We start from the raw sequence: 25,678 nt of genomic DNA on the forward strand, positions 1-25,678 counted from the left end.
AACTTTTTTTTCTGAATGTTTGAAGTATATAAAGTCTTTTGGTAGATTTATGTAATATAATGTTTTATAATGTAATAAAAACATTGAAGGGGATGTATATATGGAATTAGGTATTAAAGATTTTAATGAAGAAACTATTCGTCAATTGTTTGGAAATGAAGCTGCAGAAGATGAAAATATTGATAGATTACTTCAATACTATGTTAAAGGCGACATTTATGAAAAAATGAGTAGTAGCATACCACTATATATTTTGGTGGGTCACAAAGGCGTAGGTAAATCGGCGTTATTAAAAATTTTACAAAAAGAAGATGTGGAAAAAGAAAACATATCTATTTCAATTCAGCCTGATGATATTATTGAACTAGATATACACACAGATAATTTTAATAAAAGAATTAGAGATTGGAAAGATGGACTTTCAAAAATAATTTTTCAAAAAATAATTGAATCAATTTCTACTTCCGATTATTTAAATAGAAATCCATGGGTAGAAAAATTTTCTACACTTTTATTTAGTATTGTAGGTAAAAAAGTTAATGAATTGCAAAAAGAAACAATAACAATGTCAAGTAAAGATTTTACTACTTTGTTTAAAAATATTATATTTACAGAGAAAATTATAACTGTATATATAGATGATTTGGATAGGGGATGGGAAAATACACAAAATGATATTAAAAATATATCAGCTTTGCTAAACTCAATAAGAGATTTAAGTCGAGAAATTCCAAATCTGAGATTTAGAGTAGCGTTGAGAAGTGATGTATACTATTCGGTAAGAACTTCTGATGAATCTACAGATAAGATTGAAGGTTGTGTTTTGTGGCAATACTGGAGTAACCATGAGATTATGGTTATGCTTATTAAAAGAATTGAAACATATTTTGGAAGGGATATTAACGAGAAAGAATTATTAGAAAAGAAGCAAAAAGATATAAAGCATTATCTCGATAGCGTTTTTGAAGAGCGCTTTAAAGGAAAAGGACATTGGGATAATGCGCCAATATATCAAGTTTTAATGTCGTTGATTAGAAAGAGACCTAGAGATTTAATCAAATTGTGTACTTTGGCAGCGAGAAATGCAAAAAAATTTTCACATAGCAAAATACAAACATCAGATTTGGAAGAATCATTTAATGAATATTCAGCTGGTAGATTGCAAGATACCATAAACGAGTATGCATCGGAATTAACTAAAATTGAGGATTTGTTATTAAAAATGCGTCCTACAAAAAAAGAATTAGAAAGCGGTTCTCCTTGTTTGTTCAGTAGAGATAAATTAATAAATAAATTAAATAATATATTATCTATGAGTAATTATACCTTTAACGGAAATAAAGTAGTTACTGCACAAAATTTAGCTGCTTTTCTTTACAAAATAAATTTTTTAACAGCTAGAAAAGATAAGGATGAAGAGATACAACGTAGTTACTATGATGAAAATAGATATTTAGCAAATGAATTTTCGGATTTTGGATATTCCTATGAAATACACCCAGCATATAGATGGGCACTACAACCATCAAACATAGAAGATTTATTTTATCAAATATCTTTGGAAGAATAATAATGCGCTTAACATATATATTTTTATGTTAGGTAGAACAGTCGCAATAAAAAACATATTACATAAGTGGCTTGGTAAAACGTATCAAAATTATTGAGAACACTTTTGAGAACATTTCATAGATGAAGTGCTGAATGCCCTCTCTTTATAGTGTTTTCAGACGCATGATAAGGTTCAATTCCTGTCATCCGCAGGAAATAAGGAGTTTCAAGACTTTGTAGAAGGTTTTGGGGCTCTTTTTTGTATCTATTACTTCAATAGAAAAAGTCTGAGTTCCATCTTTCAAACAAATCTTATTTTTTCCTCTGAAGATTATCCCCTACCCTCACTGTTGGGGAGCCATTTGAATGCGTTCCAACAGTACCCAGAATTGTTCCACCATATCCTCGGCGGGATAAGGCATGGAGTGGGTAATCCACCATTCCAGTACACCGACAGCCGCTGAAGCCAGAAACTGAACAAGAACCTCCTTATTCATATTCGGATTGATGTCGCTTACATCCATTTGTTCATTCGAGCTCTGCAAAGCCATTGTCAGCAAACGGTTTCTAAAAGCAGGGATACCCTTATTTGTCAGCATAGTGGAATAGAAAAAAGCATGCTGCTCCAAATATTCAAAGGTTCGGAGAATAGAATCTTTTGAAGAAAAATTGACAGTGTTTTCAGTGGAAGAACAGTATTGGAATAATTGGTTTAAATGAGTCTCGATGCATTGATCCAAAAGAGCATACTTATCGGTGTAATGCAAATAAATAGTGCCCCGATTTACATTGGCTCTGTTGGCAATTTCATTGATGGTTAATTGTTCAAAATCCTTTTCTGCCATTAATCCGACAAATGCCTCCATAATAGCGTCTTTGGTTTTTGTATGCGTTGATCCATGGGTTCCTCCTTCGCCTTATAAAGTTGTTATAAAACTAACGCCCGTGAGCTCTGTTAAAAATTGACTTTAAAGTAAATAAACAGGCAGCCTCATTTTGCTCAATAATCAACAAATTCAAACATTTTAGTTATTGAAGTCATGGAATGCCTTTGATAATATGATCATATAATACAAATGTTCATAAATCAACATTTGTTGATAAAATAAAAAGAGGTAGTTTTATAAGTAAAAAATGTAATAGAATTTTAATTTTCGGTGCAGGAGTAATAGGAAGCACATACGCGGTCAAACTTATAAAAGCAGGTGTTAAAGTGACACCATCAAATATGAAAGTGTTTTTAAAGTTACCTTTGTGGCTGATTGATTTTGCCATACGACATTTTTTAAGGACAAAAATTGCTTCTAATTTCTTGCTACAGAACAATGTTCCGCTTAGGACCTTGATGTAAGATTGCTATTTGATGGAGGAAATTATAATGATATTTTTTTTCTGGTTCCGGAAATTCATATGCTGCTGCAAAGCAAATTGCAGATCAGATTGAGGGTGAATATCTGATGCCGTTAACCCTGTTTAAGGATTTTGAGCAATGCATTCATGCTGAAAGAATTGGCTTTGTATTTCCCTGCCATTTTGGAAATGCACTTGATATTGTATTGGATTTTAAGAAACAAATTTTGAGCCTTATTGATAAAAAAGGCATATATGTATTTGTTGTTATAACCTATGCCAATTCTACAGGGGGATCATATCATGACTTCAAGGAAGATATAGATGCCTAGTTTGAAGTGAAAATGCCCGAAAATGATATATATAATTCAAAGGCTTCTGAAGAAGAAAAAGAGAGAAAACTGCTTTCTCAAGCTAAAACTAAAATTGATGGCTTTACAAAAGACATATTGAATAAAAAGACAATAATAATGTATCGTCCTATACCAGGAATACGTTTTGTTTCCAAACAAGCGTATAAGGTGCTTAAGCATATGTATAAAGATTTTGATAAAAAGTTGTATGCAGATGATAAATGTATAAAATGCAAGCAATGTACAAAATATTGAATTTGAAGATAAACCGGTCTGGGGCAGCAACTGTGTCCATTGTATTGGATGTGTAAACAGATGCCCTCAAAATGCCATCCAGGTGGAGGAAAAGACGCAGAATAAAAGAAGATATGTACACCCGAGTTTTAAAAATATTTACTATTAACTTATAAAATAAAATTATAACAGAAAAAAGATAGCAAGAGAATTAAAGTGCGTTTTGTATTTTGATTCTCTTGCCTTTTTGTTTTTATAAATTGCAACGAAGGTAAAAATGATATAATTTGTAAAATAATAGTGTCTGATTAAGTTGAAAATAAAAATAGTAAGGTGTACAATTTTAATAATAACGTTGTTTGGGAATAAAAGGTTAAATGTTAATAAATATAAAATGCGGAGGTAAATAAGTTGGAGAAAATAAAAGTTACTTGTGAAATGGAAATTACTTTGAAAGTAATCGGTGGGAAATGGAAGCCTCTTATTTTGCATTATTTACAGGAGGAAGGACCAAAACGTTACAATCAGATTTTGCATTTTCTGGAAAGGGCGCCTAAAAAAACGTTAACCAATCAGCTACGTGAACTGGAAAAAGAAGGGCTTCTAAAAAGAAAAGTATTTCCGACAGTTCCAATACAGGTAGAGTATTCTGTCACAAAGCATGGGGAGACACTATATCCCCTTTTGGAAATGATGTGTGACTGGGGAAGTCAAAACGCTGGCGATAAATATGAAATAACAAATAAACAATGCTGTGAGGAATAATAGGTATCTATTGGTGCATAGGGGAAAAAAAGGTGCCTCCTTGAATATGTTTCGATTTAGAAATAGAATATATTTATATTAAAAGAAAGAAGGTAATTTTATGGAGAATTTCACATTTTATGCGCCAACGTATTTTGCATTTGGAAAATATATGGAAAATGAGGCGGGAGAATATGTAAAACGATTTGGTGGTACTAAAGTTTTAATTCATTATGGCGGTGGATCAATTGCTCGTGTAGGTTTGCTGGATCGTGTAAAAGAATCTTTGAAAAAGGCAAATTTATCGTACGTAGAACTAGGTGGTGTAAAACCAAATCCGAGAAGCGGATTAGTATATGAAGGGATTGAGATTTGTAAGAAAGAAAAAATTGATTTTATTCTAGCAGTAGGAGGAGGAAGCACAATTGATTCTGCGAAAGCAATTGCCGCAGGAGCAGTTTATGATGGAGATTTTTGGGATTATTATCAAGGAAAAACGGTAGAGAGAGCATTGCCAATCGGAACAATCCTGACAATTTCTGCTGCTGGAAGTGAGGGGTCAGCAGATTCGGTTATTACACATGAAAACGGAATGCTGAAACGTGCAACAACAGGAGAAGGGTTGAGACCGAAATTCTCTATTCTCAATCCGGAATTGACTCAAACTTTATCAGAATATCAGACTGCGTGCGGAATTACAGATATATTGGCACATTTATATGAAAGATATTTTACCAATACGGAAGAAGTTGAAGTGACAGACCGTATGATAGAAGGATTGATGCTGACTATGATTCATGAAGGACCTAGAGTGATTGCGGAACCGGATAATTACCATGCACGTGCCAATATTATGTGGGCAGGAATGATGGCTCACAATAATTCGTGTGGGGTAGGAAGGACACAAGACTGGGCAAGTCATGACATAGAGCATGAGTTATCTGCTTTATACGATTGCGCACATGGTGCTGGTTTAGCAGTAACGATGCCGGCAGTTATGAGATATAACATGAAACATAATATCATGCGTTTTGCTCAGGTTGCATGCAGAGTATGGGGATGCAGCATGGACTTTAATCATCCGGAAGAGACGGCAAAAGCTGGTATCCAAGCATTTCAGCAATTTTTGATTTCTATTGGTATGCCAAAGAATTTTGAGGAATTGGGAGCGAAAGAAGAGGATATTTCAAAGTTAGCTCATACTGCATGCTATGGAGATGTAAAAACAGGTACATTGGGAGGATTTGTAACTTTAAGTGAAGAAGATGTTATCAATATATATCGTTTGATGTTATAGGGAGGTTATGTGATATGACCAGAGAAGATTATATTAAATTGAACGAGATTATATTGGAACAAGAAGAGATACTTAGATTTCTAAGGTTTTCGAATAGGGATGCTTGGGAGTTGGGAAATTATTTAGTAAATAAAGTTTATGAAACGAAACAGGAGTTAGCTATTGCTATTCGAAAATTAAATGGAAATATTCTCTTTCAACATTGTACAGAAGGAACGAATCTAAATAATCAAAACTGGATGAAAAGAAAATTTAATACGGTATCTTTAATGGAGAGAAGTTCATTAGGTGCATGGGCGGTTTCGTTTATTACGGATCAAGAGATTAAAACCCATGGATTGTCTGAGAAAGATTATATCCTTTGTGGAGGAGGATTTCCGATTAGATTGAAAACAGGAGAAATGGTTGCAGTTTTGACTGTATCTAATTTGCCACACGAGAGGGATCATGATTTTATTATAAAGGCTTTAACCGAGTGGTTAGGTGTTGATAAAGTACCTGAAATAGATTTAAAGATGTCATACTAACATTGAAAGAATTGAATAAAATAGACTTTAGAGGTAGCTCTGAGTCAGCGCATGGGAAAATCTCTATTTCTTTGATTAACGAAGGAATTAGGGATTTTCTTTCTTCATCGCCGATTTTGTCATACACCTTTTCAAAGTTTGCCAATAGGGTGTAGATGTTCTCTAAGGTAATGGCATCCTGCTCGACAGCCTTGAGCGGAGCTTTACATTCTCAATTTTTTCTTCCGCTTCAACAATAACATCATATAGTCCATCAAAGCGGAGGGTTATATCATGGAGCTTGCATCCTTAAAGCGGGTATCCTCCGGCAAACTATCAATCTCATTTTCAAGGCGAGTTTTATTTAGGTCTACTTCCCGAAGTTTGGCTTCATAGTTTTTCAGCTCCCGGTTTAAGGTAGTAGTGTCAATTTCTTTGCCTATTCTGGACTTGAGTTCTGCTGCACACATAATAGTAATCAACTGTTGGATTCAGTCGAAAACATTCGACGTGCAACAAAAGCGATAACAAGCATCAGCAAACTAACAGCCAAAATCGGAAAATATAGCACATCGCTAAACGATTCAAATACAACTCCATATATAACTTGACCTATCGGTGCGGCACATCCTGCGACAGCCATGATGATTGCCATAACTTTACCTAAATTATCATTTGAAGTTACTCGTTGCACTCTCGCAATAACATAGATTGAAATTATAGATGCAACCATAGCTATGGGAATCGCACCGAGCATAAACAATGTGAAAGCCGGATAGTATCCAAGTTCAAGGATAAACGGAAACACCGATACGGCAATAGGCACAGCCAATAAGGCAATGGCGGCAATAAATCGGTGCAGCGTTTTCACTTTAATTCTTTTGGCAAAAACACCAATAGTCAGTGTTCCTAAAATACTTGCAAAGCTGATAAGTCCGACACCTATGCCCTGCATTGTATCGCTGCTTTGCATAGTGACTCGTAAAATAATTGGACTGCCTACAATCAAAAGCGGCGATAAAACTAAATTGATTGCAGCGGCTACAATCATTGATTTTAGAATGAACGGTTGTTTTACCACATAGACAAAGCCTGCTTTCATGTCTTTTACAATAGTAACAATAATATGCCCATCCCATTCGCGTCTGGCAAACGGTATCTTAATGAATAGTTCCATTACAGCAGATAGGAAAAACGTAATACAGGTTATGATAACGAGAAAACGAATCTCTAACGTGCTGTATAGCATGCCGCCTAAAATTGGCGCGGCAACACCCGATAAAGCCTGTACTGCCTGTGCAATACCATTTGCACTCTCTAATTTTTCAGTTTTCACCAATAGAGGAATACTGGCAGTGACGGTGGGAGTTTCCATCGCACTGATAATGGACAGCAACACCATAATTACACCAATCGGCGTAACCGTAGCCAATCCCGCAGAAATAAGCAAAAACAGGAACATAACAACCAAGCTGCTTGTAAAATCGAAAAGCACCATAAGATTACGTCTGTTGAATCTGTCTGCGATTGCCCCACCTAAAGGTGAAAGCAGAATCGGAATGTTTGATACTGCGTACAATGCAGCGAACATATCAGCTCGCCCTGTAATGTCCAAAATATAAAGTGAAAGGGCAAAGCGTAAGAGTGCTGCACCAAATACGGAAATGATTTGCCCTACTATCATTAATTTAAAATCTTTTGAGTATGAATTAGCCTTTTCTCGCATAATATCACCTTTTCTTTGATCAATTGAAAAGCTGATAATTAATAACTGCGCTTATCAAGGCCATAATTCCAACAATGAGTGCCCACATTGCCCATTTACTTTTTTTTTGATTCTTTTTTGCATGAATAGCTGCTACGCAGCCACAAATAATAATGCAAACTGCAACAATTATACCAACTATATATCCAATAGGCATTACTCCACCTCCATTTTATTTACCTTATTTGATAGTTCGGTCATTACGATAATGGCAGCGATAAGACCAATACCACTAATTAACACACTCGATAGAATGTCATTTGTATTAATTGCGGCATTTCCGTAGATAGAACTTAGTAAAATGGCACTTATTAGCGTTGTTGGAACGGATTTCTGTATAAAACCAATTCGCAGGGACACTATTCCAATTCCCCCAAGTGCTATAACGGCAATACCTGATGTTTTCAATGCGTCTACAACCAAATCCATTGTCATAACATCTTGAACGACAATTGGTGAAACTGATTCGGTTATGCTGAAAATGATATAGGGTATCGCTGTACAAATCAGCATGGAAACTGACGTGAACACAAAAACCAATAATAATTTAGCCAAAAGTATTTTGCTTCTGCTGACAGGATAAGAAAACAATAGTGCAGCCCGCTTCCCTGTATATTCGCCGATAATCAGCCGTGAATACATGATAGCAGACATGGTGCTGAAAACAACTAAACTAATTATCCCAATTAAGCGGAATATGTTCGTGTAGCTTCTAAATACAATCTCACGGGAGCTACTGTCTTCAAGCTGTGCTGCATTGGCTATAAGATAAATAAATCCAAGAAGGACAAGACATAAAATGGCACTTGCAACCAAATAAGTACGGATGTTATTCCTTTTCAATTCCAGTCTGATTAACTTTATCATGATATAGTTCCTCCGCTCATAACATTAAAAAAGTATTCTTCTAACCGTATGTCACTTTGCTGTTTTATTTGGTCAAGCGAAATTTCCTGCACGACAGTGCCGTTTACAATCACGCCCACCAGATCAGCGATATGCTCAATTTCGCTTAGAATGTGGCTTGACAAAAGGATAGTCATGTCATGCTTTTGTGTCAGTGTGAGAAACAAATTCCGTATATCTCGTATTCCCATAGGATCGAGTCCGTTTATCGGTTCATCCAAAATTAGTATTTTCGGCTTGTGGATAAAAGCTCTCGCAATTCCCAACCGTTGTCGCATACCAAGCGAAAATTTGCTGACAGGCTTAGAACCTGTGTCGTTAAGCCCCACCATATCAAGAGCGGCTTCCGCTCCAAAGCCTTCCGTACCCATATATGCAAGATGAAGCGTTAGGTTTTCGGCCGCTGACAAATGCTCATAGAATATGGGAGCCTCAATCAGACTGCCAATACTCCGTAAGACTTTTTCCCTGTCCTTTGTCACATCATCTCCCAAAACTTCAACCGTTCCGCTTGTTGGGGATATTAGGCCCGTAAGCATTTTGAAAATAGTGGTTTTTCCTGCACCGTTCGCACCCAAAAAACCATAAACACAACCCTTTGGAACAGTCATATTGCTGTCTTTGACAACAAAAGTGTTATCAAATTTTTTGGAAAGGTTTTGAATTACTATCATTGCTTCGTTTTCCATTTTGGCCTCCAATTTATTTATAAATTTTTAATCATATATTTCATCAATGACGCTGTCTAGCAATGTACAGAACACATCAAAATGGTCATTGTAGTAAAGTACATCTTTGCTCGTTAAGATAGCGAGTAATGCGTTGATTATTCCGATTGATTTTTCCTTACTCATTTTCAATTTAAGATTAGAGTTGAAAATATTATCTTCAATAAAAGTTTCACTAATTTTCTGGCTTTTTTCTATCCAATCTTTGGGTGCTCTGTTTAGAAAACTAATAAAATCGGGGCTATTGCGTTGCGATAGTATATGGGTTTTGTCGTACTCAAGATATAATTGTTTTAGCAAACGGCATATATCTTCTTTGGTTGGAGCTGGGGGAAGTGTTTCTTCAAGAGCTTTGTGCCGTTCTTGGAAAATATCAAATACCCTGCAAAACAAATGCTCCTTTGAATCAAAGAATACATAGAAAGCCCCCTTTGATATTCCAACTTTTGAGCAGAGTTCATCAATTTTCGTTTTTTTATAACCAATTGTCGTCCAACTTATCTCGCATTCCTTAATTAGTTTTTCACGAATATTGACTTTTTCTGCTTCTGAAAAACTTCTTGCCATTTTTATTTCCTCCTTATTATAAACCTATGACTAAAAATAAAATTAAGTCATAGGTTTATAATAGAGGAACACTTCTGTTTTGTCAATAGTTATTGTGGCACAATGCCCTTTGCAGGGAGCTATTGAGTTTGCACCGGGGTAATTACGCTGTCTGGAGCTTTGTGGATATTTAGTAATACCGTGGAAAGTGTGGTATTGATGACGAGGAAGGATGGCTGAAAGGCTTAGATACTGGGGAATTTTAGAAGATTAATAAAACGGCAAGGTTGGTTAAACCACCCAATTCTTTCATGTTATGCATCAGATGCATTCCAGTATTGCCGTCTGTGCTGTGCTGATTATACTGCGTTCTTTTAATGGCTTGTTAAAAAAAGTAGGTTTGTAAGGCTAAACGGGGAGTGTAAGCTAGAAAGTGTGGTTTTTTTGGTTCACATACTCCAGCTTATACTCCCTTGGTAGAATCAAGAATATGGTATTACTGACCGATCATTCCATACAAAATCAAGTGATACAATTCTCCCGCATTTGCTTTATACTCCTCTTGTGTTTTCCATGCAGCCTGCACTTCAGAAGCCGCAAGCAAAAAATGAAGAATGGTATCCGTTGCAATAGAAGGATTAATGACACCCTCTGATTTGCCAGATTCAATAAATGCAGAAATAACATCCATCCGTATTTTACTCATTTCTCTACCCAGCAATTCAACAAAAACTTTATCATCTAATGCTTCTTTTGAAAAATACTCAGCTAAAAGTTCGTGGGGTTTCTCGGCACAAAGGGTTACTGCACGCAACAGTCTATCCTTAAAACTCATTTTTGCATACAACAAGGAGAATACCATTTCTTGCGCTTCTCCTAGAAGTACAGCAGCACATTCTTTGACCAGATTTTCTTTATTCTGAAAGTAATTATAAATGGAAACAGCAGATACCTCGGCACATGCCGCTATTTCATTGATGCTGGTATTGGTATATCCTTTTGTGCGGAACAGCTCTAAAGACGCTTTTATAATAGCATCTTTTTTCTTTTGTGTACGAATCTCATATTTATTCATCCTGTCACCTCTATCAAATAAGATATTTTTAGTATATCACATTTTTGATAGTTTTGAAATATGTTATAAGTAATTTCAAAACTTATTGACAAGGTGAAGTTATTGCCATATAATAAGTTTTGTAATATGGAATGAAATATTTCAAAACTATGCAAGGAAAGGATGTAAGAAAAATGAAAATATTGGTATATGGTGCCGGAGTTTTGGGAAGTTATCTCGCTCATACATTAATGCAGGCGGGAAATGAGGTTTTTATGTTAGCACGTGGTGAACGCTATAAGCAATTGGCTCAAGACGGACTGGTGATTCAACATTTCTTTCAGAGGAAAAAAACTGTTGATAAAATAAATCTTGTCCGTTCCTTAGAGGCATTTGACTATTATGACATCATATTTGTTGTGATGCAGTATCATCAGTTTCAATCTGTTCTTCCCGTGTTAGCCGCTAATGTCAGCGAAAACATTGCCCTTGTCGGGAACAATGCGGACGCAGAAACAATGCGCGACTTTTTAATCAAAAACAGCACAACAAAGAAGAAGGTTGCATTTGGCTTTCAAACAAGTGCCGGTATGCGAACAGACACAGGGACTGTCATTTCTATCCATGGGGGAGGTAATGTTATGGCCGGTGAGTTAGGAGACACGATGAAGGTCTTTCCTGCCATTAAAAAAGCATTTGGTGAAAAATATAAGGTTACTTATCAAAGGAATATAGATGCTTGGTTAAAATCCCATTATGTAATGATTTTACCTATGAATTCAACCTACTATTTATTTAATAATGATTTTAAAAAAGTGTCAAAAGACAAATATGCTTTGAAGCGTATGATAGAGGCCACAGATGAAGGTTTCTCTGCCCTGGAGAGATTGGGTTATACAATCACTCCGGCTACCCAAGCCAAGCTGTTTCGGCAATACAAGGGTGTCTATTATTTGGCAATGAAAATTTATCACAAATTGCCAATGAGCAGGGTTGTGCAGGGAACATTTGACGAAATGAACGGTCTATATGAAGCGTTTGATAAAATGAAAACACAGACCAATTATGTGGGACCGGTTTGGGATGCATTGCAGAAAGAAGCAATGGATAAGTATCATTCGCAAAGCCTACTGCCACGCGATTCGAAAAAAAGTGCTGGGTTATTATGAAAAGGTTTTAAGCTATTTTGACTATAGTATGTGCTTTCTTTGCAATATACGACGCTGTGATTTGGTCTGTTAATGATTCAAATGCAGTGTGGATTACAGTATTAATTTTTTTAGGTAGCATACTTTTGCTTTTAAATAATGCAAGAAAAATCAAAAACAGAACAATGTTAACAATCCTTGCATTATTATTAATATGCGCTTCATTCTTTTTAAAGAGTTTCAAGACTTTGTAAAAGGTTTTGGGCTCTTTTTTATTATGCCCAACATAGTACGCCAACGAAAAGAATTAGTTATTCCCACCCAAATACCATCATAAGCAGCTATTTCTACCATATATTTTAGGGGAGGGATTTATGTTGCACCTGATTCATATCAATAAAAAGAATACTGAAATATTGTTTCTGCTATGTTTGGCTATCCTATCTTTAACCTATTACCTTTTCATTAAAGATAATTCGATTAAGGCGCAGATGACAACAACCATGCACAGCTATGAGACAGAATCTGAATATGATAAATTGCTGATTAATACCTATCTAAATGCCATACAACAAGCCACGAATGTATTTTACAGCCAATATTATACGATAAATCCTACTGTTGCTTATTATGTAGTAACGGTAAAAGAAATCAAGTCGGAAAGTAAACCGGGAACAGAAAATACAATCAGTATGATTACCTTTGTCTCAGAGCCTTATATTGGACCGCATGATACCATAGGAAGGGATGAAATCACTTTTTCGGCAAGTTACACAGGAGATGTCGAAATAGAGAAATTTGAGCATATTTTAAGCTATCATTTACCGGAGAACTTAAAAGATTTAGAAAGAAAAACAGTACCGGGTGAATATGCAGATTGATAAAAAGGACAGAATATTTTTAAAAATCGGAAAATCATAAAAATTTACAGCTAAATCTATAAAATTTACATTCCAATGCCATAGCGGATGCCGATATAATAAAACTAGAAATCTTTGCCCAAAGGGCAAAAGATAATTTGAAAGAATTGAGGTTGATAAGCTTATGGCAACATTATGTTTAAAGGTTTTGGACAAGGGCGGTAATACACTCTCTGTCAACCGCGGAGAAAATGAAGTGAATCTGGTTCACATGAGAGAGTATGAGGAGGGCGATTATATCGTATTGGAATCCTCTGAAAAAAATATAAATCTATGGCTTCAATTTGATGATGCGATGGGAAAATCAATGGTTTACATAACAGATAACGTGGAATACAAAATTCCCTTTGGTGAGAGACGAATCAACTTATCTCCGAAAGTATTCTGGGGCGATAAGCATTTATTAGGTGCTAAGGTGGCAAAGAGCTATGAGGTAAAGGCATACCGAAACCTCTGTGTAAACGTCAACGACCAGCATGGCGAGGTAAAATGCTATCCGCATGCCTCAGCTAACGTAGAGACGAGAAATGAGGCGGTTTTTGCAGCTAAAAATGCGATAGACGGTATTAACGTTAACAACAGCCACGGCGAATGGCCATATCAGTCGTGGGGCATTAACAGGCGCGATGATGCGGCGATTAAGGTAGAATTTGGAAGAAAAGTGGCAGCGGACCGCATTGTGCTTTACACAAGGGCAGACTTCCCCCATGATAACTGGTGGAAACAGGCGACGATTACCTTTTCTGATGGCAGCAGCATGGAAGTGGAGATGGAGAAGAGCAGTCTGCCCCATGAATTTAGCTTTGAGGAGAAGGAGATTGAATGGGTGGAATTGAGCCATCTGATTAAATCACCGGAGGAATCTCCGTTTCCTGCACTTACGCAGATTGAAGTATATGGTTATGATAAGTGATAGTTTACTGAGTTTATGATGTTGGAATACAAAGAGACAGCCGTTATCTTGTTATTACAAGAACGGCTGTCTCTTTGTATCATAGAAAATATTATGCGCACCTCGCCGAGTGGAAGTATTGGCTGCGCAGCCCGCTCGAGCAAGGAGAATGTGCCTTGCACATTCTTTGTTTTTTATATAGAAGTAATGTAAAGGATTTTATTGAGTGGATTTCTATAAAAACTGCAAACTAAGCTGCAAGGAAATATCTTCCTCATCAAGCCTATATTGCTCTAACAAAGCAGGTCCGCAGGCATTGGAGCCGACACCGCTCATTTTGTAATCCAAGCATAAAACAGTGCTGTCTGATTTTTCAAGCTCATAGTTATGTGCTTTTTGCTCCAATTCCTCCTGTGTATAACGTCCTGCATTGAAAGAAATCGGTTTATTTGCGCTGGCACGAAGTGTCTTTCCGTAGTCGGAGCTTAAGAGTACCTCGCTGCAATGGTAATGGCTGGAGTTTTCCTGCGGCATAATATAGTCCACATACATATCGTCAACCTTTGATTGGAATCTGCCAAGCCATGAGGAGCGGTGCTTGTCAATATAGCTCTCATTTGGACCGTAGCCGAAGTATTCTGTCTTGCTGTAATCCTTTGGCAGGAAGAGACGAATACCAAGCCTTGGAAGGAAAGGAAGCTCGGTGTTTCTCTTGCCGTTCAGCTCAAGTGTAATGGTGCCGTCGCCTCCGACATACCAAACCACGTCACAATCGACAATATGCTGAATCTGAATTGCGCTGATGGCAAGGCGGCATCGGATGGTCGCTACATTGTTCTCGACGGAAACGTTTGTCTCATAAACTCGCACAAGCGCTCTATCGTAGCCAGCGGCTTTCCAGTCTCTGCTGATATTGATATCATTGTCAGCCGGGGCACGCCAGATATTGTATTCTAGCGGCTTATCCAAAATACTGCAATTGTCAATGATAAGGCTGTCGAAGCTTCCTCTTAGCTTGTTGAATACATAGGTAAAGTTTTTACCGGTCAGTAAAACCTTGACAGCGTCTTCTTCTGCGTTTATGTGGGAGGAACTGTCAGCGCTTGCATGTACAAACGGCAATGCTCCTTCTCTTAGGATAAGCTGGTCAAAGCCAAGTGAATGTCCGGCTTTGGTCAGGTGGCTGTCCGTTGCCTGTGTGTAGAGAAGTCTTACACTTAACGGTCTTGTATCGCTTTCTGTAAGATAGTCTGAACTAACTGACAAATCTACGATGATTTTTGCATGAGGTGCAAGGTCAACAGAGCCTAAATCATAGCTTTCCACTGCAATTCCGTCACAGAGAAGCTCTGCCGTTATCGTCAGATAATCCTTTAAATTTGTGAAATCCAGCTTGTTTTCAAGCTCAATTTTGCACGATTTACTGTCTAAAAGGGTAGCGCGGACCGGGCGAATTGCATTTTTGTACTCTGCCAGAGCAGGATGCGGAATGCGATCAGGGCTTACCATTCCGTCAACACAGAAGTTGCCATCATGCGGATATTCAAAAGAATCACCGCCGTAATGAAACACTTTTCTGCCGTCCGTTGTCACACCGCGGTCAATGGCATGATCACACCATTCCCATACAAAGCCGCCGACAAAGCGGTCATGCTTGTAAATACATTCCATATAGTCCTCGATGTCTCCGGGGCCATTTCCCATTGCGTGGATGAATTCACAGAGCATATATGGTTTTGGATTGGATGCCAGATAGTCTTCAATGCCCGCAGGGGATGTGTACATGTTACTGTAAACGTCTAGCATGGAGGTATCGTTTTTGTGTTCGCCGGTCTCGTAGATGCTGCTCTCATAGTGAAGAAGTCGGGTCGGGTCGTAGGACTTGATAAAACGGCCGGTATCCTCGAATGCCTTGCTGTAGCCTGCCTCATTTCCCATTGACCACATGATGATGCAAGGGTTGTTTTTATCGCGTATCACATTTCGCTCGTTGCGGTCTAAGATGGCAGCGGCAAATATTTCCCTCTGAACCAAATCACCATAGGTTACGTCTTGACTGCCACCGTAAAATTTGGAAGCGCCGTGTGCTTCTAAATCACTCTCACCTACCACATAAAAGCCGTATTCATTGCAAAGCTGGGTAAACCAAGGTGCATTCGGATAATGGCTTGTACGGATGGCGTTGATGTTTGCTTCCTTCATCATCCTCAAATCCTTTAAAGCCTGCTCTTTGCTGATGGTATAGCCGGTAACCGGATCGCTGTCGTGGCGGTTTACGCCTTTGAATTTTATCTTGACGCCGTTTATATAGATAATATCATACTTTATTTCGATGCAGCGGATTCCGACCTGCTGATAAATAACCTCTCCACTTACCTCAATTTTTAAAGTATAGAGATAAGGAGCTTCCGCATTCCACAGAATAGGGTTATCCAGCTTTATGGAAAGGATATTGCCTTCTACGGTCTGGGTTACAAATGTATTTCCGTCCGCATCAAGCAGGGTGCAGGTGGTTGGGAGAGAGGCGTCGCGGTAAGAAAAATCAACGGTAATCTCTGCCTTTGTATATGCATCGGTCAGTAAGGTTTTGACAAAGAAGTCGCGAAGATGGTTTTCAGGACGGCTTAACAGATAGACATCTCTGAAAATTCCGGTCATTCGAAACTTATCCTGATCCTCCAAATAGCTTCCGTCGCACCATTTTAACACGACAACAGTAAGATCGTTTGAGCCTTCTTTTATATATGGAGTAATGTCAAATTCGCTCGTAGAGTGAGAAACCTGGCTATATCCGACAAAGGTCTTGTTCACATAGACATAAAAGCAAGAATCCACACCCTCAAAGTTCAGATACTGCTTAAAACCAAGTGCGTTACTGCTTAATTCAAATGTTCTGTGATACACACTGGTCGGGTTTTCAAGCGGTACATAAGGTGGATCATAGGCAAACGGAAAGGTCACGTTTGTATACATATGTCTGTCATAGCCGTGCATCTGGATACAGCTTGGAACAGGAATTGTGTCGTAGTTTTCATAGGAATAATCGTTTGCTGTAAAGTCATCAACCTCAAACGGATTCTCATAATAGCGAAAATCCCATTCTCCGTTTAACAGAGTCTTTCGGGAACTCTCATCCTTATCCTCCAAGGCGCGAGGGATGTAATAGCTTCGGTTTTCCTCGCAGCCGACATGGAGCGTGGAAGGGTCCTCATAAAATTTTGGTAACTGCAATTTTTGAAGCAGCATGGCAATCTCCTTTCATAATAAGCATAAAGTTTATAAAAGCTGCTTTGCACGTATTCAAAGGACAGCTTTGGTAAAATATAAATTAAAATGTTAATTCTAAGTAGAATATACCAAAAAATAAATCATTATTCCATACATAAAATTGATTTGTATATGCACAAAGTTTTCAAAATCTTTGACAAGAGAGAAAAAATATTTTAAGATGTTTTTATAGAACGAAACGATTACGGATAAGGAAAGGCAGGGAATGGTATGCAGACGGTAGTTGGTTATTATGATTGGCAATCGGGAGAACAATCCGTTTCGGATAAGGACTTTTTTGTGCATTGCAGCGGCAGATATAAGCTGCTTCACAAGGAGAGTTTTAAGACGGAACGTCCCGGCGGGGCAAATAATTATCAGCTTTTATATATTGCAAACGGAAAGGCGAGATTTCGAATTCAGGGAGAGATGCATCTGTTAGAGAAGGGGCACTGCGTCTTGTACCGTCCGTTGGAGGATCAGTACTATTATTATTTTTTGGAGGAGACACCGGATATTTACTGGGTACATTTTTCCTGCAAGGAGGGAAATGAGTTCTTTGAGAAAAGTGGATTTGGGAAGGAAAACATTTTTTATGTGGGAACGCATAACAGCTATGTGCAGCTTTTTGACACGATGATTTGGGAATTACAGATGCAGCAGCCATTTTTCGAGGAGCAGCTCCAGCTCCAGATGCAGGAGCTTTTGCTCAAGATGGGGAGAAACCGGCTGAGGGAAACAACTATTTTTGAAAATTATAACAAGGAAGTGGAGGAGGCAATCCGCCTGTTCCATTCTGCGCCGGAGCGAGATTTTACAATCAAGGAATACACGAAGGAAAGAGGGCTTAACTACTATCGTTTTATTGATAATTTTACTCATTACACCGGAACGTCCCCGCGGCAGTATATCATCAACATTCGCATGACAATTGCAAAGGACTTGCTTGTAAATTCGCTGTTTCAGATAGCGGAGATTGCGCTGCTTACCGGATATGAGAATCCCCTTTATTTCAGCAGGCTGTTTAAAAAAACATGGGGGCTGTCGCCGACTGAGTTTCGAAAACAGGCAAAGGTTTCTAATTTTGTTGTATAATTTTCTGAAAAAGGTTATGATATTAAGGGTGGTTTTAACACCGAAACGGAACGAAAAAAGAAAGCTATGGAGCAATTACATAGATAGAGGATACAATGAAAAAACAGAAAGAAACAAGATGGCATAAGTTGGACAATACAGCTAAGATTTTTCCGGTGATTGCAAGTGAAAATCTGAGTAATGTATATCGGATATCGATTGAACTGAAAGAAGAGATAAAGCCGGAGCTTTTGCAGGAGGCGCTGAATACAGTAATTGAGTGGTTTGAGGTGTTTCATGTGAGGCTTCGAAGAGGCATGTTCTGGTATTATTTTGAAACAAACCGGAATAAGCCCGTTGTGGAGCCGGAAAATAATTATCCGTGCAGATATATCAGCCCGAATGAAAACCACAAATTTTTATTCCGGGTATCCTACTACCAAAACCGAATTAATTTGGAAGTTTTTCATGTACTGACAGATGGTATGGGTGCGCTCACCTTTTTGAAGGAGCTGACCTACCAATACCTGCGTCTTTATGATGAAAAGCTTGGAGAGCGTGTGGAGGCGAAACCGAGCAGAGAATGTTCGCTGAATATCGAGGACAGCTATTTAAAATATTATAAAAAGAGCGATGCAAAGGGCTACAAGACGCGAAAGGCATATCAGTTGACCGGAAAATTTTTGCCGCCGACCGTGATGTCTGTTATACATGGACATATTGACATAGCTGATTTAAAAAGGGCATGCAAGGAAAAGAATGTGAGCATCAACCAGTATTTGGTCGCTAACCTGGTTTGGAGCATTTATACGGAATATTTAAACAGACAGCCAAGCAAGGAGCCAATTTGTGTCAACGTACCTGTGAATCTACGAAATTATTTTGAGTCGACGACGACAAAGAATTTTTTTGCCGTGCTGCTGGCGGAGTTTGAGGCGGATAAGGAAAATCTTACGTTTGACGATGTGTTGGAAAAGATTTCGGATAACTTAAAGAAACAGATGACAAAGGAACATATGGAGGAATTGATTTCCTACAATGTATCAAATGAAAAAAATCGATATATAAGGGCAATCCCTCTTTTTCTGAAAAACATTGCGATAAAGTTTATCTACCACAATTCCTCAAAAGCGTTTACAACGACAGTGACAAACATTGGAAGCCTCACCGTGCTTGAGGAATTTGAAGACTATATTGAACGGTTTTACCTTGTCCTTTCTGTGGCAAAAAAGCAGAATGTAAAGTGCAGTGTCTGTTCTTATAAGAACGAGTTGGTGTTTACCTTTGCGTCGGTGCTGGCGGACAGCAATCTGGAAAGGGCGTTTTTCAGGAATCTGGCGAGGGCAGGAATCAGAACGGTGATAGAAAGTAATGGTGTTTACAATGAAGAGATGTAATGAATGCAAAGTTGAAATTATAGAAGATACAAGTGTCTGCCCTCTCTGCCAGCATGGATTGGAGACAATATCGGAGGAAAAACAGAGAAAAATTTATCCGGCGGTAGAATTTGACAATCAAAAATTTAAGCTGCTTATAAGGATTTTTGTTTTTATTTCCATCATACTTGGAGCGGGTCTGCTTACGGTTAATATTGTGACTTATCACGGTGTGTGGTGGTCGCTTATCTGCCATGGTGCGATTATATATTTCTGGATTACAGTCCGCTACTCCATTCAAAACAATACAAACTATGCAGCAAAAATACTTGTGCAGACTATAGGCGGAATGGCGCTTTGTTTTTTGATTGACATGGTAGTCGGCTATCAGGGATGGTCCATTAATTATGCAATACCGACTATCATTTTAGCCGCTTATCTTGGGATTGTCATGTTGATGATTGTGAATTTTATGAGCTGGCAAAGCTATATTTTATTTCAGATTACACTTGTTATTTTCAGCATGATTTTGCTGGGACTGAATTTCTTGAACATTATAACGCATCCGGTTTTATCCTATGTGACAGCAGGTATCACGCTTGTCATTTTTATCGGGACAATCGTGTTCGGGGATAAAAAGGCAAAAACGGAACTGATCAGAAGATTTCATATTTAGGTGCAAGATGGGAAGAACAGACAAAACGAAGCAGAAATAAAAGTAGGCGCGGTATACCTTTACCGCTCCTACTTTTTTAGGTGCTATAACAAATTAGCTGATACTAATCGCGCTTTTATCCTTGGACCTGCAATGACAGCAATTGCAATTTTGGCTCCGTCGCCAATCAAATAAGGAATGACCCCTGCCATAAGTGCCTGATAAAGACTCAAATCCATTTGATGGGCGAGCCATAATGTTCCGGGTAAATAGGCAGCAGCGGTGGCAAGAATAAGTCCTGCTACGTACATAGGAATATTTCGATAAAATTTTTCAACAAAATAGCCGCCGATAAATGCCATTAAAATAAATCCCAACAGATATCCGCCCGTTGGTCCGAACAGTTTTCCGGGACCGCCCGAAAAGCCTGAAAAAACAGGTAAGCCTACAAGACCAAGCAACAGATAGATGAGGCAGCTTAATGTCCCGCGTTTTGAGCCTAACAAAAAAGCGCCAAGATAAATAACAAGGTTTGTAAACGAGAAAGGCACCGGACTAAAGGGAAGCGGAATGGACATGGGGCCTAGAATGCAGGCGATACCGGCCATAATGCCTATCAGGGTAAGCTGGTAGGCAGAGCCTTTTGTGATTGTGTGCCGGTTATCAGATGAAGTGAATTTTTCCATAATAATCTCCTTTGGGAATGTGTTGTCATGATATGTACCAATGAGATGATTATAAAAAAAGAAAACCTAATTGTCAACCTTTAAAAATAAAAAGTTAACAATTAGGTTTATTCTTCCGAGATATTTTTCTTCTTTTTCTTTTCCATATTTTTATATTTACAGGATACGAAGAGGCGAATATCTTCCTGGTCGGAAGGGCTTAAATTTTTATAATTGCTTAGAAAATTAATATCATTTTGAGTGATTGAATCAGGACTTAGGAACGGTGTGCTGTTTAGCAATAAAATACCTAAATCTTTTAGCATCTTCACATCAATCTTGTTGGTGGAAGGATACTCTCCCGATGAATCTGCAAGGAGGCTGTCGGATACGGAAATAATTTGAGGATTAATCAACTGATTAACGCTGATGTTGTAAAGTTCTGCCAGCTTCAGAAGAGCTTCCGTGCTGGGAACCCGTTTTCCAGTCTCATATTGTGAATAACCGCCACGAGATATATGTATGTAGGAACTTACATATTCTTGCGTGTAGTCATGTTGTTTGCGTAGTTCGATTAGTTTAAGCGGTAATAATGATATAGACATACATGTAATCCTCTCTTATCCTTTCTGAAATTTGAACAAAATCATTATAGCAATTTTTGACTTTAATTACTGAAAAGGAAACAAATCGATTCAAATACTGAAAAACGATAAAAGCAACGAAACGTTGCAAAGGTTTCGTTGCTTTCATATATAAGATGATTATATGTAGTTATATTTGCTTTTATGCGAAATTAAGCGGATTGCTCTAGTAGCTTATCTATACTGACTAATTTTACACAAAGTGTAAAGAGAAGAGCCGCTTTCTTGATTTCCTCATAGCTTGGAAGGGATGGTGCAATACGGATAGTAGAATCGTGAGGATCTTTTCCGTAAGGATAGGTAGCACCTGCATCCGTCATGATAACACCGGCTTCCTTGCATTTGGCAATAATATTTTTAGCACAGCCATCCAAGGCTTCAAAGGATATAAAATAACCGCCCTTTGGCTTTAACCAGCTTCCGATTTCAAGCCCGCCAAGCTCGTGCTCCAGTATTTCAAGCACCGCCTCAAATCTAGGTCTTAGAATAGCAGCATGCTTTTTCATATGCTCCTCAATACCCTTGCCATCTTTAAAAAATCTTGCGTGTCTTAGTTGATTTATTTTATCATATCCGATTGTCTGGACTATCATATGCTTTTTGATAAAGTCAAGGTTTGCGGTAGAGGAAGCAATCGCTGAAATACCACTGCCGGCAAAGCTTATTTTGGAGGTTGAGGAAAATTCATACACCATATCCGGGTTACCCGCTTTCTCGCATTCGCCTAATATTTCAAGCAAAGAGGCATGGGAATCATCATATAAATGATGGACGGCATAAGCGTTATCCCAAAAGATACGAAAATCCTTTGCAGCAGGCTTTAATCCGGCAAAACGTCTCACAGTTTCATCCGAATAGCAAATTCCCTGCGGGTTTGAGTATTTCGGCGTACACCAGATACCTTTTATGGAGGCATCGGCAGAAACCAGTTTTTCCACGATATCCATGTCAGGACCTTCCTCTGTCATAGGAACCGTAATCATTTCAATTCCAAAGGATTCTGTGATAGTAAAGTGGCGGTCATAGCCGGGAGACGGGCATAAGAATTTAACTTTGTCCAATTTGGCCCAAGGAGTACTGCCCATAACACCGTGAAGCATAGAACGGGAAATTGTATCATACATAATATTGATGCTGGCATTGCCGCACACAATAATATTTTCAGAAGGCACGTCCATGATGAAGGACATTAGCCTTTTTGCTTCCGGGATTCCGTCCAAAACGCCGTAATTTCTGCAATCAACACCATTTTCCGCAATGAGATTGGAAGAACTGTTTAAGACATCCATCATATCCATGACGATATCAAGCTGTTCAGCAGATGGCTTTCCCCTTGACATGTCAAGCATCAGCCCTTGGTTCTTAACATCTTGAAAGCTTTTTTCCAGCTCTGCCTTTAGCTGCAATAATTCATTCCGATTCAATTGTTTCAATGGTTTCATAATAGCCTCCTACTTTATCTACGTTCTAAACATTCTAATTCTATTTGATTCAGGGTAGTGTGTCAAGCGTAAAATATCAATTTTTGTAACTATTCGGTACCCATGGAATTCGAGGTGTTTTGCGCACTGAGATAGCTGTTGTGGTATTCGGGGGAGTAGGTTACATCTTCGCCAAACCAATCCGGCGGTATAAAGTGGTTTGCCTGTTCAACAGACAGAAACTCAACCTCGGCAAGCACGAGTGTTTCAAAGGGTGGATTGAAAATATCAAGTTCGATTGTAAGGTTATCTGCAAGCGGAAGCAGATAACGTGTTTTACTGATGATATTGCCGTCTGCCTTTTCTCGCAAATGATAGTAGGCTTCCTTGGTAAGCGGCATATTGTACTCTTCCCGCGCTAAAAACCCTTTTGATTTATAGGTTAAAATGTAATCTTCATCACTTTTTCTGATTCGGACAACCGGTTCGGTGGATAAATATGCCTGCTCAATCACTTTATGGGGATAATGCTCTAAATCATTCGGAAGGCTTTTAATTAAAAACTTTTTTTCTATTTCCATAAGAACTCCTTTCGTGTTAAAGCGCCTCGCAAAATGGAAGCAGTTGCTATGCAACCCGCTCGGGCGCAGCGAATGGCTTTGCACATTCTTTTTATATATTTGGTTATAATTTATTTAGTGGAATGAATACATCATAGTATAGTGGTTAGATTTTGTAAAGAAGAGAGAGAAAAAAACAAGATCAGATAAGGAAGGTGTTATATGAAAAAAGAGGTACTGCAAGTAGGCGAGGAGGGCGGCAATATAAGGGGCATTTCCAGAGAGGAAATAAAAGAAAAAATGCAGGAAGAGATTGAACCTCTGCTAAAGAGTGTTAGAAAACACGGTTTTTTTTCGAGAGAAGGGGATAACCATCTCTACTATGAAAAATATGTGTCATCGGCGGCGGTGAGAACTGTAGTAATTTGCCACGGTTTCAATGAGCATTCAGAAAAATATAAAGAGATGATTTATTATTTTTATAGAGAATATTCTAATGTGTATGTTTTGGATCATCAGGGGCACGGAAAATCGTATCGGAAGGTGGAGGACCATCTGGTGACCCATGTGGAAAATTTTAATGACTACGTTGAGGATTTGAGAATGTTTATGAAAATAATGGTGGAGAGAGAAAGCGGTAAGCTGCCGATTATTTTGTTCGGACATTCAATGGGGGCAACAATCGGAGCGACCTATCTGGAAAAATACCCTGGTGATTTTCGGCGTGCTGTTTTTTCTTCCCCCATGTTTGAGATGAATATGACGCAGACACCTAAGTGGCTTGGGAGAATGATTGTAGATTTTAAAGTTATGACAGGGCGCAAAAAGAATAAAAAATATCTGGATTATGATGTATCCTACTCGTGGTTTAAGCAGTCGGTTCTGGCGACACGAAGACTCCTGCGGCCGGAAAATATGGCGAGAATCCAAGTGCCTGTTATCGTGTTTGAGGCGGAGAAGGACACAATTGTAAAGACTGAGGGGCATATTAGATTTGTAAAGGGTGTAAGAAATGCCAAACTGGTTGTTGTGCCCGGAGGCAGGCATGAATTGTTCCGGGAGAAAGATGAGATTTTAACACCCTATTTAAATAAAATATTTGAATTTATCGGTTAAACAGCCTCGTGCATTTTCCGATACTGAAGGGGGGAGACTCCCTTCAATTTTTTGAATACGTCACCAAAATAATTGCTGTCGGTAAAGCCGCAGGCAAAAGCAATTTCTGTAATAGAATCGTTTGTCTCCAAAAGGCGGGAGCAAGCTTCGGTAAGGCGGATTTTGCACAGATATTCCTTAAAGCCGAAGCCTGTCACCAATTTAAACTTTTTCGAAAAATAGGTTGAACTCATATTGGCAAAACTTGCCGCCATCTCCAGTGTAATTGGCTGATTGTAGTTGCTGCGTATATATCTGGCAGTATTTTGAATCACCTCATCGGTAAGGTTGGCAGGAATTTGGGATTGCGCCTCGTTTTTCTGGCAACGGATTAAAAATATGACAAGCTCTTGCAGATAGCCGTGAATCAAATGTTCCGAAAAATGGTCGAGATGTCCGGATTCGAAGGTAAGCTTTTGAAACAGCTCGTCTACATATTCCCTGCGGTTTAATGGCACCGTAAAAAAAGGCTTCTGAAAACAGCTTAAAATAAGCTCCTTCGAGTATGTTTCGAATAGTGGAGCAAGATATTTGTCCGTAAAATTGAGGACAAAACGCTCATGTGTCTCATCTGAAACATAGGTGGTGCGGTGAAGCACATTTTTTTGAATCAGAATCATATCTCCTCGTCTTAAATCATAGATTGTGTCGTCCACAAATATTCTGCGTTTCCCGGAGTACAGATAATAAATTTCATAGTAAGGATGAAAGTGCGAATGTTTCATCTTAAAATATTGTTCGCGTTTTCTTTTTTCTGCAATAAAATCCAATTTCCTGTCTTTTAGCATAGGTGCATCCTTTCACGTTCTTTGTTTCATCAAGTTTAACACAAAAATAACAAAAAAACAGTAGTTTTTGAAAAAGTAA

At 38.3% G+C, this 25,678-nt stretch carries 27 protein-coding genes; 13 read left to right on the forward strand and 14 right to left on the reverse strand.

Annotated elements, in window-relative coordinates:
• Positions 1-100: 100 nt before the first annotated feature.
• Positions 101-1,570, forward strand: a complete 1,470-nt coding sequence (locus tag CTY48_RS18860) for an ATP-binding protein (protein WP_099469977.1) — start codon at positions 101-103, stop codon at positions 1,568-1,570.
• A gap of 325 nt (positions 1,571-1,895) precedes the next feature.
• On the opposite strand, the gene CTY48_RS18865 is transcribed toward CTY48_RS18860, so the two are convergent.
• Positions 1,896-2,417 carry a TetR/AcrR family transcriptional regulator gene (locus CTY48_RS18865; RefSeq protein WP_099469978.1) on the reverse strand — a complete coding sequence of 174 codons (522 nt, stop codon included), beginning with the start codon at positions 2,415-2,417 and terminating at the stop codon, positions 1,896-1,898.
• Between the two features lie 591 nt (positions 2,418-3,008).
• On the opposite strand from CTY48_RS18865, the gene CTY48_RS18875 reads away from it, so the two are divergent.
• The 5 genes from CTY48_RS18875 (at position 3,009) to CTY48_RS18895 (ending at position 6,056) form a co-directional block, all read left to right on the forward strand.
• A complete protein-coding gene (locus CTY48_RS18875; protein ID WP_099469979.1) occupies positions 3,009-3,233 on the forward strand; it encodes a hypothetical protein in 225 nt (74 codons plus the stop codon).
• Positions 3,234-3,245: 12 nt separating this feature from the next.
• The gene (locus CTY48_RS18880) at positions 3,246-3,509 is read left to right on the forward strand and encodes a hypothetical protein (protein ID WP_099469980.1); all 264 of its coding nucleotides are present in this window, start codon (positions 3,246-3,248) and stop codon (positions 3,507-3,509) included.
• A gap of 390 nt (positions 3,510-3,899) precedes the next feature.
• Positions 3,900-4,253 carry a winged helix-turn-helix transcriptional regulator gene (locus CTY48_RS18885; RefSeq protein WP_180272784.1) on the forward strand — a complete coding sequence of 118 codons (354 nt, stop codon included), beginning with the start codon at positions 3,900-3,902 and terminating at the stop codon, positions 4,251-4,253.
• A gap of 100 nt (positions 4,254-4,353) precedes the next feature.
• The gene (locus CTY48_RS18890; RefSeq protein ID WP_099469981.1) at positions 4,354-5,529 is read left to right on the forward strand and encodes an iron-containing alcohol dehydrogenase; all 1,176 of its coding nucleotides are present in this window, start codon (positions 4,354-4,356) and stop codon (positions 5,527-5,529) included.
• 14 nt (positions 5,530-5,543) lie between these two features.
• Positions 5,544-6,056, forward strand: a complete 513-nt coding sequence (locus CTY48_RS18895; RefSeq protein WP_099469982.1) for a heme-degrading domain-containing protein — start codon at positions 5,544-5,546, stop codon at positions 6,054-6,056.
• Positions 6,057-6,322: 266 nt separating this feature from the next.
• Here CTY48_RS18895 and CTY48_RS19930 read toward each other — a convergent pair whose 3' ends face one another.
• The 7 genes from CTY48_RS19930 to CTY48_RS18925 all read right to left on the reverse strand — a co-directional run bounded on the left by CTY48_RS19930 (position 6,323) and on the right by CTY48_RS18925 (position 11,055).
• The gene (locus CTY48_RS19930) at positions 6,323-6,505 is read right to left on the reverse strand and encodes a hypothetical protein (protein ID WP_236355030.1); all 183 of its coding nucleotides are present in this window, start codon (positions 6,503-6,505) and stop codon (positions 6,323-6,325) included.
• A gap of 8 nt (positions 6,506-6,513) precedes the next feature.
• On the reverse strand, positions 6,514-7,761 hold the full coding sequence (locus tag CTY48_RS18905) for an MFS transporter (protein ID WP_099469983.1): 1,248 nt from the start codon (positions 7,759-7,761) through the stop codon (positions 6,514-6,516).
• A gap of 19 nt (positions 7,762-7,780) precedes the next feature.
• The gene (locus CTY48_RS19780; protein ID WP_180272785.1) at positions 7,781-7,957 is read right to left on the reverse strand and encodes a DUF308 domain-containing protein; all 177 of its coding nucleotides are present in this window, start codon (positions 7,955-7,957) and stop codon (positions 7,781-7,783) included.
• Entirely contained in the window at positions 7,957-8,667 is a 711-nt protein-coding gene (locus tag CTY48_RS18910) for an ABC transporter permease (RefSeq protein ID WP_099469984.1), read from the reverse strand. Before CTY48_RS18910 ends, CTY48_RS19780 begins: the two co-directional genes overlap by 1 nt.
• A complete protein-coding gene (locus CTY48_RS18915; RefSeq protein ID WP_099469985.1) occupies positions 8,664-9,395 on the reverse strand; it encodes an ABC transporter ATP-binding protein in 732 nt (243 codons plus the stop codon). Before CTY48_RS18915 ends, CTY48_RS18910 begins: the two co-directional genes overlap by 4 nt.
• Before the next feature lie 27 nt (positions 9,396-9,422).
• The gene (locus tag CTY48_RS18920) at positions 9,423-10,001 is read right to left on the reverse strand and encodes a TetR/AcrR family transcriptional regulator (protein ID WP_099469986.1); all 579 of its coding nucleotides are present in this window, start codon (positions 9,999-10,001) and stop codon (positions 9,423-9,425) included.
• A 475-nt stretch (positions 10,002-10,476) separates the two neighbouring features.
• Positions 10,477-11,055, reverse strand: a complete 579-nt coding sequence (locus CTY48_RS18925) for a TetR/AcrR family transcriptional regulator (RefSeq protein ID WP_099469987.1) — start codon at positions 11,053-11,055, stop codon at positions 10,477-10,479.
• A 173-nt stretch (positions 11,056-11,228) separates the two neighbouring features.
• Here CTY48_RS18925 and CTY48_RS18930 point away from each other — a divergent pair, with 173 nt between their 5' ends.
• The 3 genes from CTY48_RS18930 (at position 11,229) to CTY48_RS18945 (ending at position 14,015) form a co-directional block, all read left to right on the forward strand.
• Entirely contained in the window at positions 11,229-12,203 is a 975-nt protein-coding gene (locus CTY48_RS18930) for a ketopantoate reductase family protein (RefSeq protein ID WP_180272786.1), read from the forward strand.
• Between the two features lie 353 nt (positions 12,204-12,556).
• Positions 12,557-13,063 (forward strand): DUF3888 domain-containing protein, encoded by a 507-nt coding sequence (locus tag CTY48_RS18940; RefSeq protein ID WP_099469990.1) that lies wholly within the window; start codon positions 12,557-12,559, stop codon positions 13,061-13,063.
• Between the two features lie 163 nt (positions 13,064-13,226).
• On the forward strand, positions 13,227-14,015 hold the full coding sequence (locus CTY48_RS18945) for a DUF7402 domain-containing protein (RefSeq protein WP_099469991.1): 789 nt from the start codon (positions 13,227-13,229) through the stop codon (positions 14,013-14,015).
• Positions 14,016-14,228: 213 nt separating this feature from the next.
• On the opposite strand, the gene CTY48_RS18950 is transcribed toward CTY48_RS18945, so the two are convergent.
• Entirely contained in the window at positions 14,229-17,240 is a 3,012-nt protein-coding gene (locus tag CTY48_RS18950; RefSeq protein ID WP_236355031.1) for a glycoside hydrolase family 2 TIM barrel-domain containing protein, read from the reverse strand.
• Between the two features lie 252 nt (positions 17,241-17,492).
• On the opposite strand from CTY48_RS18950, the gene CTY48_RS18955 reads away from it, so the two are divergent.
• From CTY48_RS18955 to CTY48_RS18965, 3 genes are all read left to right on the forward strand, one after another.
• The gene (locus tag CTY48_RS18955) at positions 17,493-18,356 is read left to right on the forward strand and encodes a helix-turn-helix domain-containing protein (RefSeq protein WP_099469992.1); all 864 of its coding nucleotides are present in this window, start codon (positions 17,493-17,495) and stop codon (positions 18,354-18,356) included.
• Positions 18,357-18,451: 95 nt separating this feature from the next.
• Positions 18,452-19,732 carry a WS/DGAT domain-containing protein gene (locus tag CTY48_RS18960; protein WP_099469993.1) on the forward strand — a complete coding sequence of 427 codons (1,281 nt, stop codon included), beginning with the start codon at positions 18,452-18,454 and terminating at the stop codon, positions 19,730-19,732.
• Positions 19,719-20,387 (forward strand): DUF6320 domain-containing protein, encoded by a 669-nt coding sequence (locus tag CTY48_RS18965; protein WP_143452740.1) that lies wholly within the window; start codon positions 19,719-19,721, stop codon positions 20,385-20,387. Before CTY48_RS18960 ends, CTY48_RS18965 begins: the two co-directional genes overlap by 14 nt.
• Positions 20,388-20,470: 83 nt before the next feature.
• Here the strand turns inward: CTY48_RS18965 and CTY48_RS18970 are convergent, their stop codons facing one another.
• The 4 genes from CTY48_RS18970 to CTY48_RS18985 all read right to left on the reverse strand — a co-directional run bounded on the left by CTY48_RS18970 (position 20,471) and on the right by CTY48_RS18985 (position 23,677).
• Positions 20,471-21,052 carry a biotin transporter BioY gene (locus CTY48_RS18970; protein WP_099469995.1) on the reverse strand — a complete coding sequence of 194 codons (582 nt, stop codon included), beginning with the start codon at positions 21,050-21,052 and terminating at the stop codon, positions 20,471-20,473.
• Positions 21,053-21,159: 107 nt separating this feature from the next.
• A complete protein-coding gene (locus tag CTY48_RS18975; protein WP_099469996.1) occupies positions 21,160-21,636 on the reverse strand; it encodes a helix-turn-helix transcriptional regulator in 477 nt (158 codons plus the stop codon).
• 191 nt (positions 21,637-21,827) lie between these two features.
• On the reverse strand, positions 21,828-23,117 hold the full coding sequence (locus CTY48_RS18980; RefSeq protein WP_099469997.1) for an aminotransferase class I/II-fold pyridoxal phosphate-dependent enzyme: 1,290 nt from the start codon (positions 23,115-23,117) through the stop codon (positions 21,828-21,830).
• Positions 23,118-23,206: 89 nt separating this feature from the next.
• Entirely contained in the window at positions 23,207-23,677 is a 471-nt protein-coding gene (locus CTY48_RS18985) for a CYTH domain-containing protein (RefSeq protein WP_099469998.1), read from the reverse strand.
• Positions 23,678-23,878: 201 nt separating this feature from the next.
• Between CTY48_RS18985 and CTY48_RS18990 the strand changes: the two genes are divergently transcribed.
• Positions 23,879-24,772, forward strand: a complete 894-nt coding sequence (locus tag CTY48_RS18990) for an alpha/beta fold hydrolase (RefSeq protein ID WP_099469999.1) — start codon at positions 23,879-23,881, stop codon at positions 24,770-24,772.
• Here CTY48_RS18990 and CTY48_RS18995 read toward each other — a convergent pair.
• Positions 24,769-25,599: a helix-turn-helix transcriptional regulator gene (locus CTY48_RS18995; RefSeq protein ID WP_099470000.1), complete on the reverse strand. Its 831-nt coding sequence runs from the start codon at positions 25,597-25,599 to the stop codon at positions 24,769-24,771. The two genes, CTY48_RS18990 and CTY48_RS18995, sit on opposite strands and share 4 nt — an antisense overlap.
• Positions 25,600-25,678 lie beyond the last annotated feature (79 nt).

The sequence above is a fragment of the Konateibacter massiliensis genome (assembly GCF_900184995.1).
Classification (GTDB): domain Bacteria; phylum Bacillota; class Clostridia; order Lachnospirales; family Lachnospiraceae; genus Lachnotalea; species Lachnotalea massiliensis.

Excerpts from the sequence above, each read along its gene's own strand:
- CTY48_RS18915 (WP_099469985.1), bottom strand. The coding sequence starts at position 9,395 with ATGGAAAACGAAGCAATGATAGTAATTCAAAACCTTTCCAAAAAATTT.
- CTY48_RS18895 (WP_099469982.1), top strand. The coding sequence starts at position 5,544 with ATGACCAGAGAAGATTATATTAAATTGAACGAGATTATATTGGAACAA.
- CTY48_RS18975 (WP_099469996.1), bottom strand. The coding sequence starts at position 21,636 with ATGTCTATATCATTATTACCGCTTAAACTAATCGAACTACGCAAACAA.
- CTY48_RS18930 (WP_180272786.1), top strand. The coding sequence starts at position 11,229 with ATGAAAATATTGGTATATGGTGCCGGAGTTTTGGGAAGTTATCTCGCT.
- CTY48_RS18905 (WP_099469983.1), bottom strand. The coding sequence starts at position 7,761 with ATGCGAGAAAAGGCTAATTCATACTCAAAAGATTTTAAATTAATGATA.
- CTY48_RS18955 (WP_099469992.1), top strand. The coding sequence starts at position 17,493 with ATGCAGACGGTAGTTGGTTATTATGATTGGCAATCGGGAGAACAATCC.
- CTY48_RS18985 (WP_099469998.1), bottom strand. The coding sequence starts at position 23,677 with ATGGAAATAGAAAAAAAGTTTTTAATTAAAAGCCTTCCGAATGATTTA.
- CTY48_RS18970 (WP_099469995.1), bottom strand. The coding sequence starts at position 21,052 with ATGGAAAAATTCACTTCATCTGATAACCGGCACACAATCACAAAAGGC.
- CTY48_RS18960 (WP_099469993.1), top strand. The coding sequence starts at position 18,452 with ATGAAAAAACAGAAAGAAACAAGATGGCATAAGTTGGACAATACAGCT.
- CTY48_RS18865 (WP_099469978.1), bottom strand. The coding sequence starts at position 2,417 with ATGGAGGCATTTGTCGGATTAATGGCAGAAAAGGATTTTGAACAATTA.
- CTY48_RS18875 (WP_099469979.1), top strand. The coding sequence starts at position 3,009 with ATGCCGTTAACCCTGTTTAAGGATTTTGAGCAATGCATTCATGCTGAA.
- CTY48_RS18880 (WP_099469980.1), top strand. The coding sequence starts at position 3,246 with ATGCCCGAAAATGATATATATAATTCAAAGGCTTCTGAAGAAGAAAAA.
- CTY48_RS18890 (WP_099469981.1), top strand. The coding sequence starts at position 4,354 with ATGGAGAATTTCACATTTTATGCGCCAACGTATTTTGCATTTGGAAAA.
- CTY48_RS18920 (WP_099469986.1), bottom strand. The coding sequence starts at position 10,001 with ATGGCAAGAAGTTTTTCAGAAGCAGAAAAAGTCAATATTCGTGAAAAA.
- CTY48_RS18945 (WP_099469991.1), top strand. The coding sequence starts at position 13,227 with ATGGCAACATTATGTTTAAAGGTTTTGGACAAGGGCGGTAATACACTC.
- CTY48_RS18940 (WP_099469990.1), top strand. The coding sequence starts at position 12,557 with ATGTTGCACCTGATTCATATCAATAAAAAGAATACTGAAATATTGTTT.
- CTY48_RS18860 (WP_099469977.1), top strand. The coding sequence starts at position 101 with ATGGAATTAGGTATTAAAGATTTTAATGAAGAAACTATTCGTCAATTG.
- CTY48_RS18965 (WP_143452740.1), top strand. The coding sequence starts at position 19,719 with ATGAAGAGATGTAATGAATGCAAAGTTGAAATTATAGAAGATACAAGT.
- CTY48_RS19930 (WP_236355030.1), bottom strand. The coding sequence starts at position 6,505 with ATGTGTGCAGCAGAACTCAAGTCCAGAATAGGCAAAGAAATTGACACT.
- CTY48_RS18950 (WP_236355031.1), bottom strand. The coding sequence starts at position 17,240 with ATGCTGCTTCAAAAATTGCAGTTACCAAAATTTTATGAGGACCCTTCC.
- CTY48_RS18925 (WP_099469987.1), bottom strand. The coding sequence starts at position 11,055 with ATGAATAAATATGAGATTCGTACACAAAAGAAAAAAGATGCTATTATA.
- CTY48_RS18980 (WP_099469997.1), bottom strand. The coding sequence starts at position 23,117 with ATGAAACCATTGAAACAATTGAATCGGAATGAATTATTGCAGCTAAAG.
- CTY48_RS18990 (WP_099469999.1), top strand. The coding sequence starts at position 23,879 with ATGAAAAAAGAGGTACTGCAAGTAGGCGAGGAGGGCGGCAATATAAGG.
- CTY48_RS19780 (WP_180272785.1), bottom strand. The coding sequence starts at position 7,957 with ATGCCTATTGGATATATAGTTGGTATAATTGTTGCAGTTTGCATTATT.
- CTY48_RS18910 (WP_099469984.1), bottom strand. The coding sequence starts at position 8,667 with ATGATAAAGTTAATCAGACTGGAATTGAAAAGGAATAACATCCGTACT.
- CTY48_RS18995 (WP_099470000.1), bottom strand. The coding sequence starts at position 25,599 with ATGCTAAAAGACAGGAAATTGGATTTTATTGCAGAAAAAAGAAAACGC.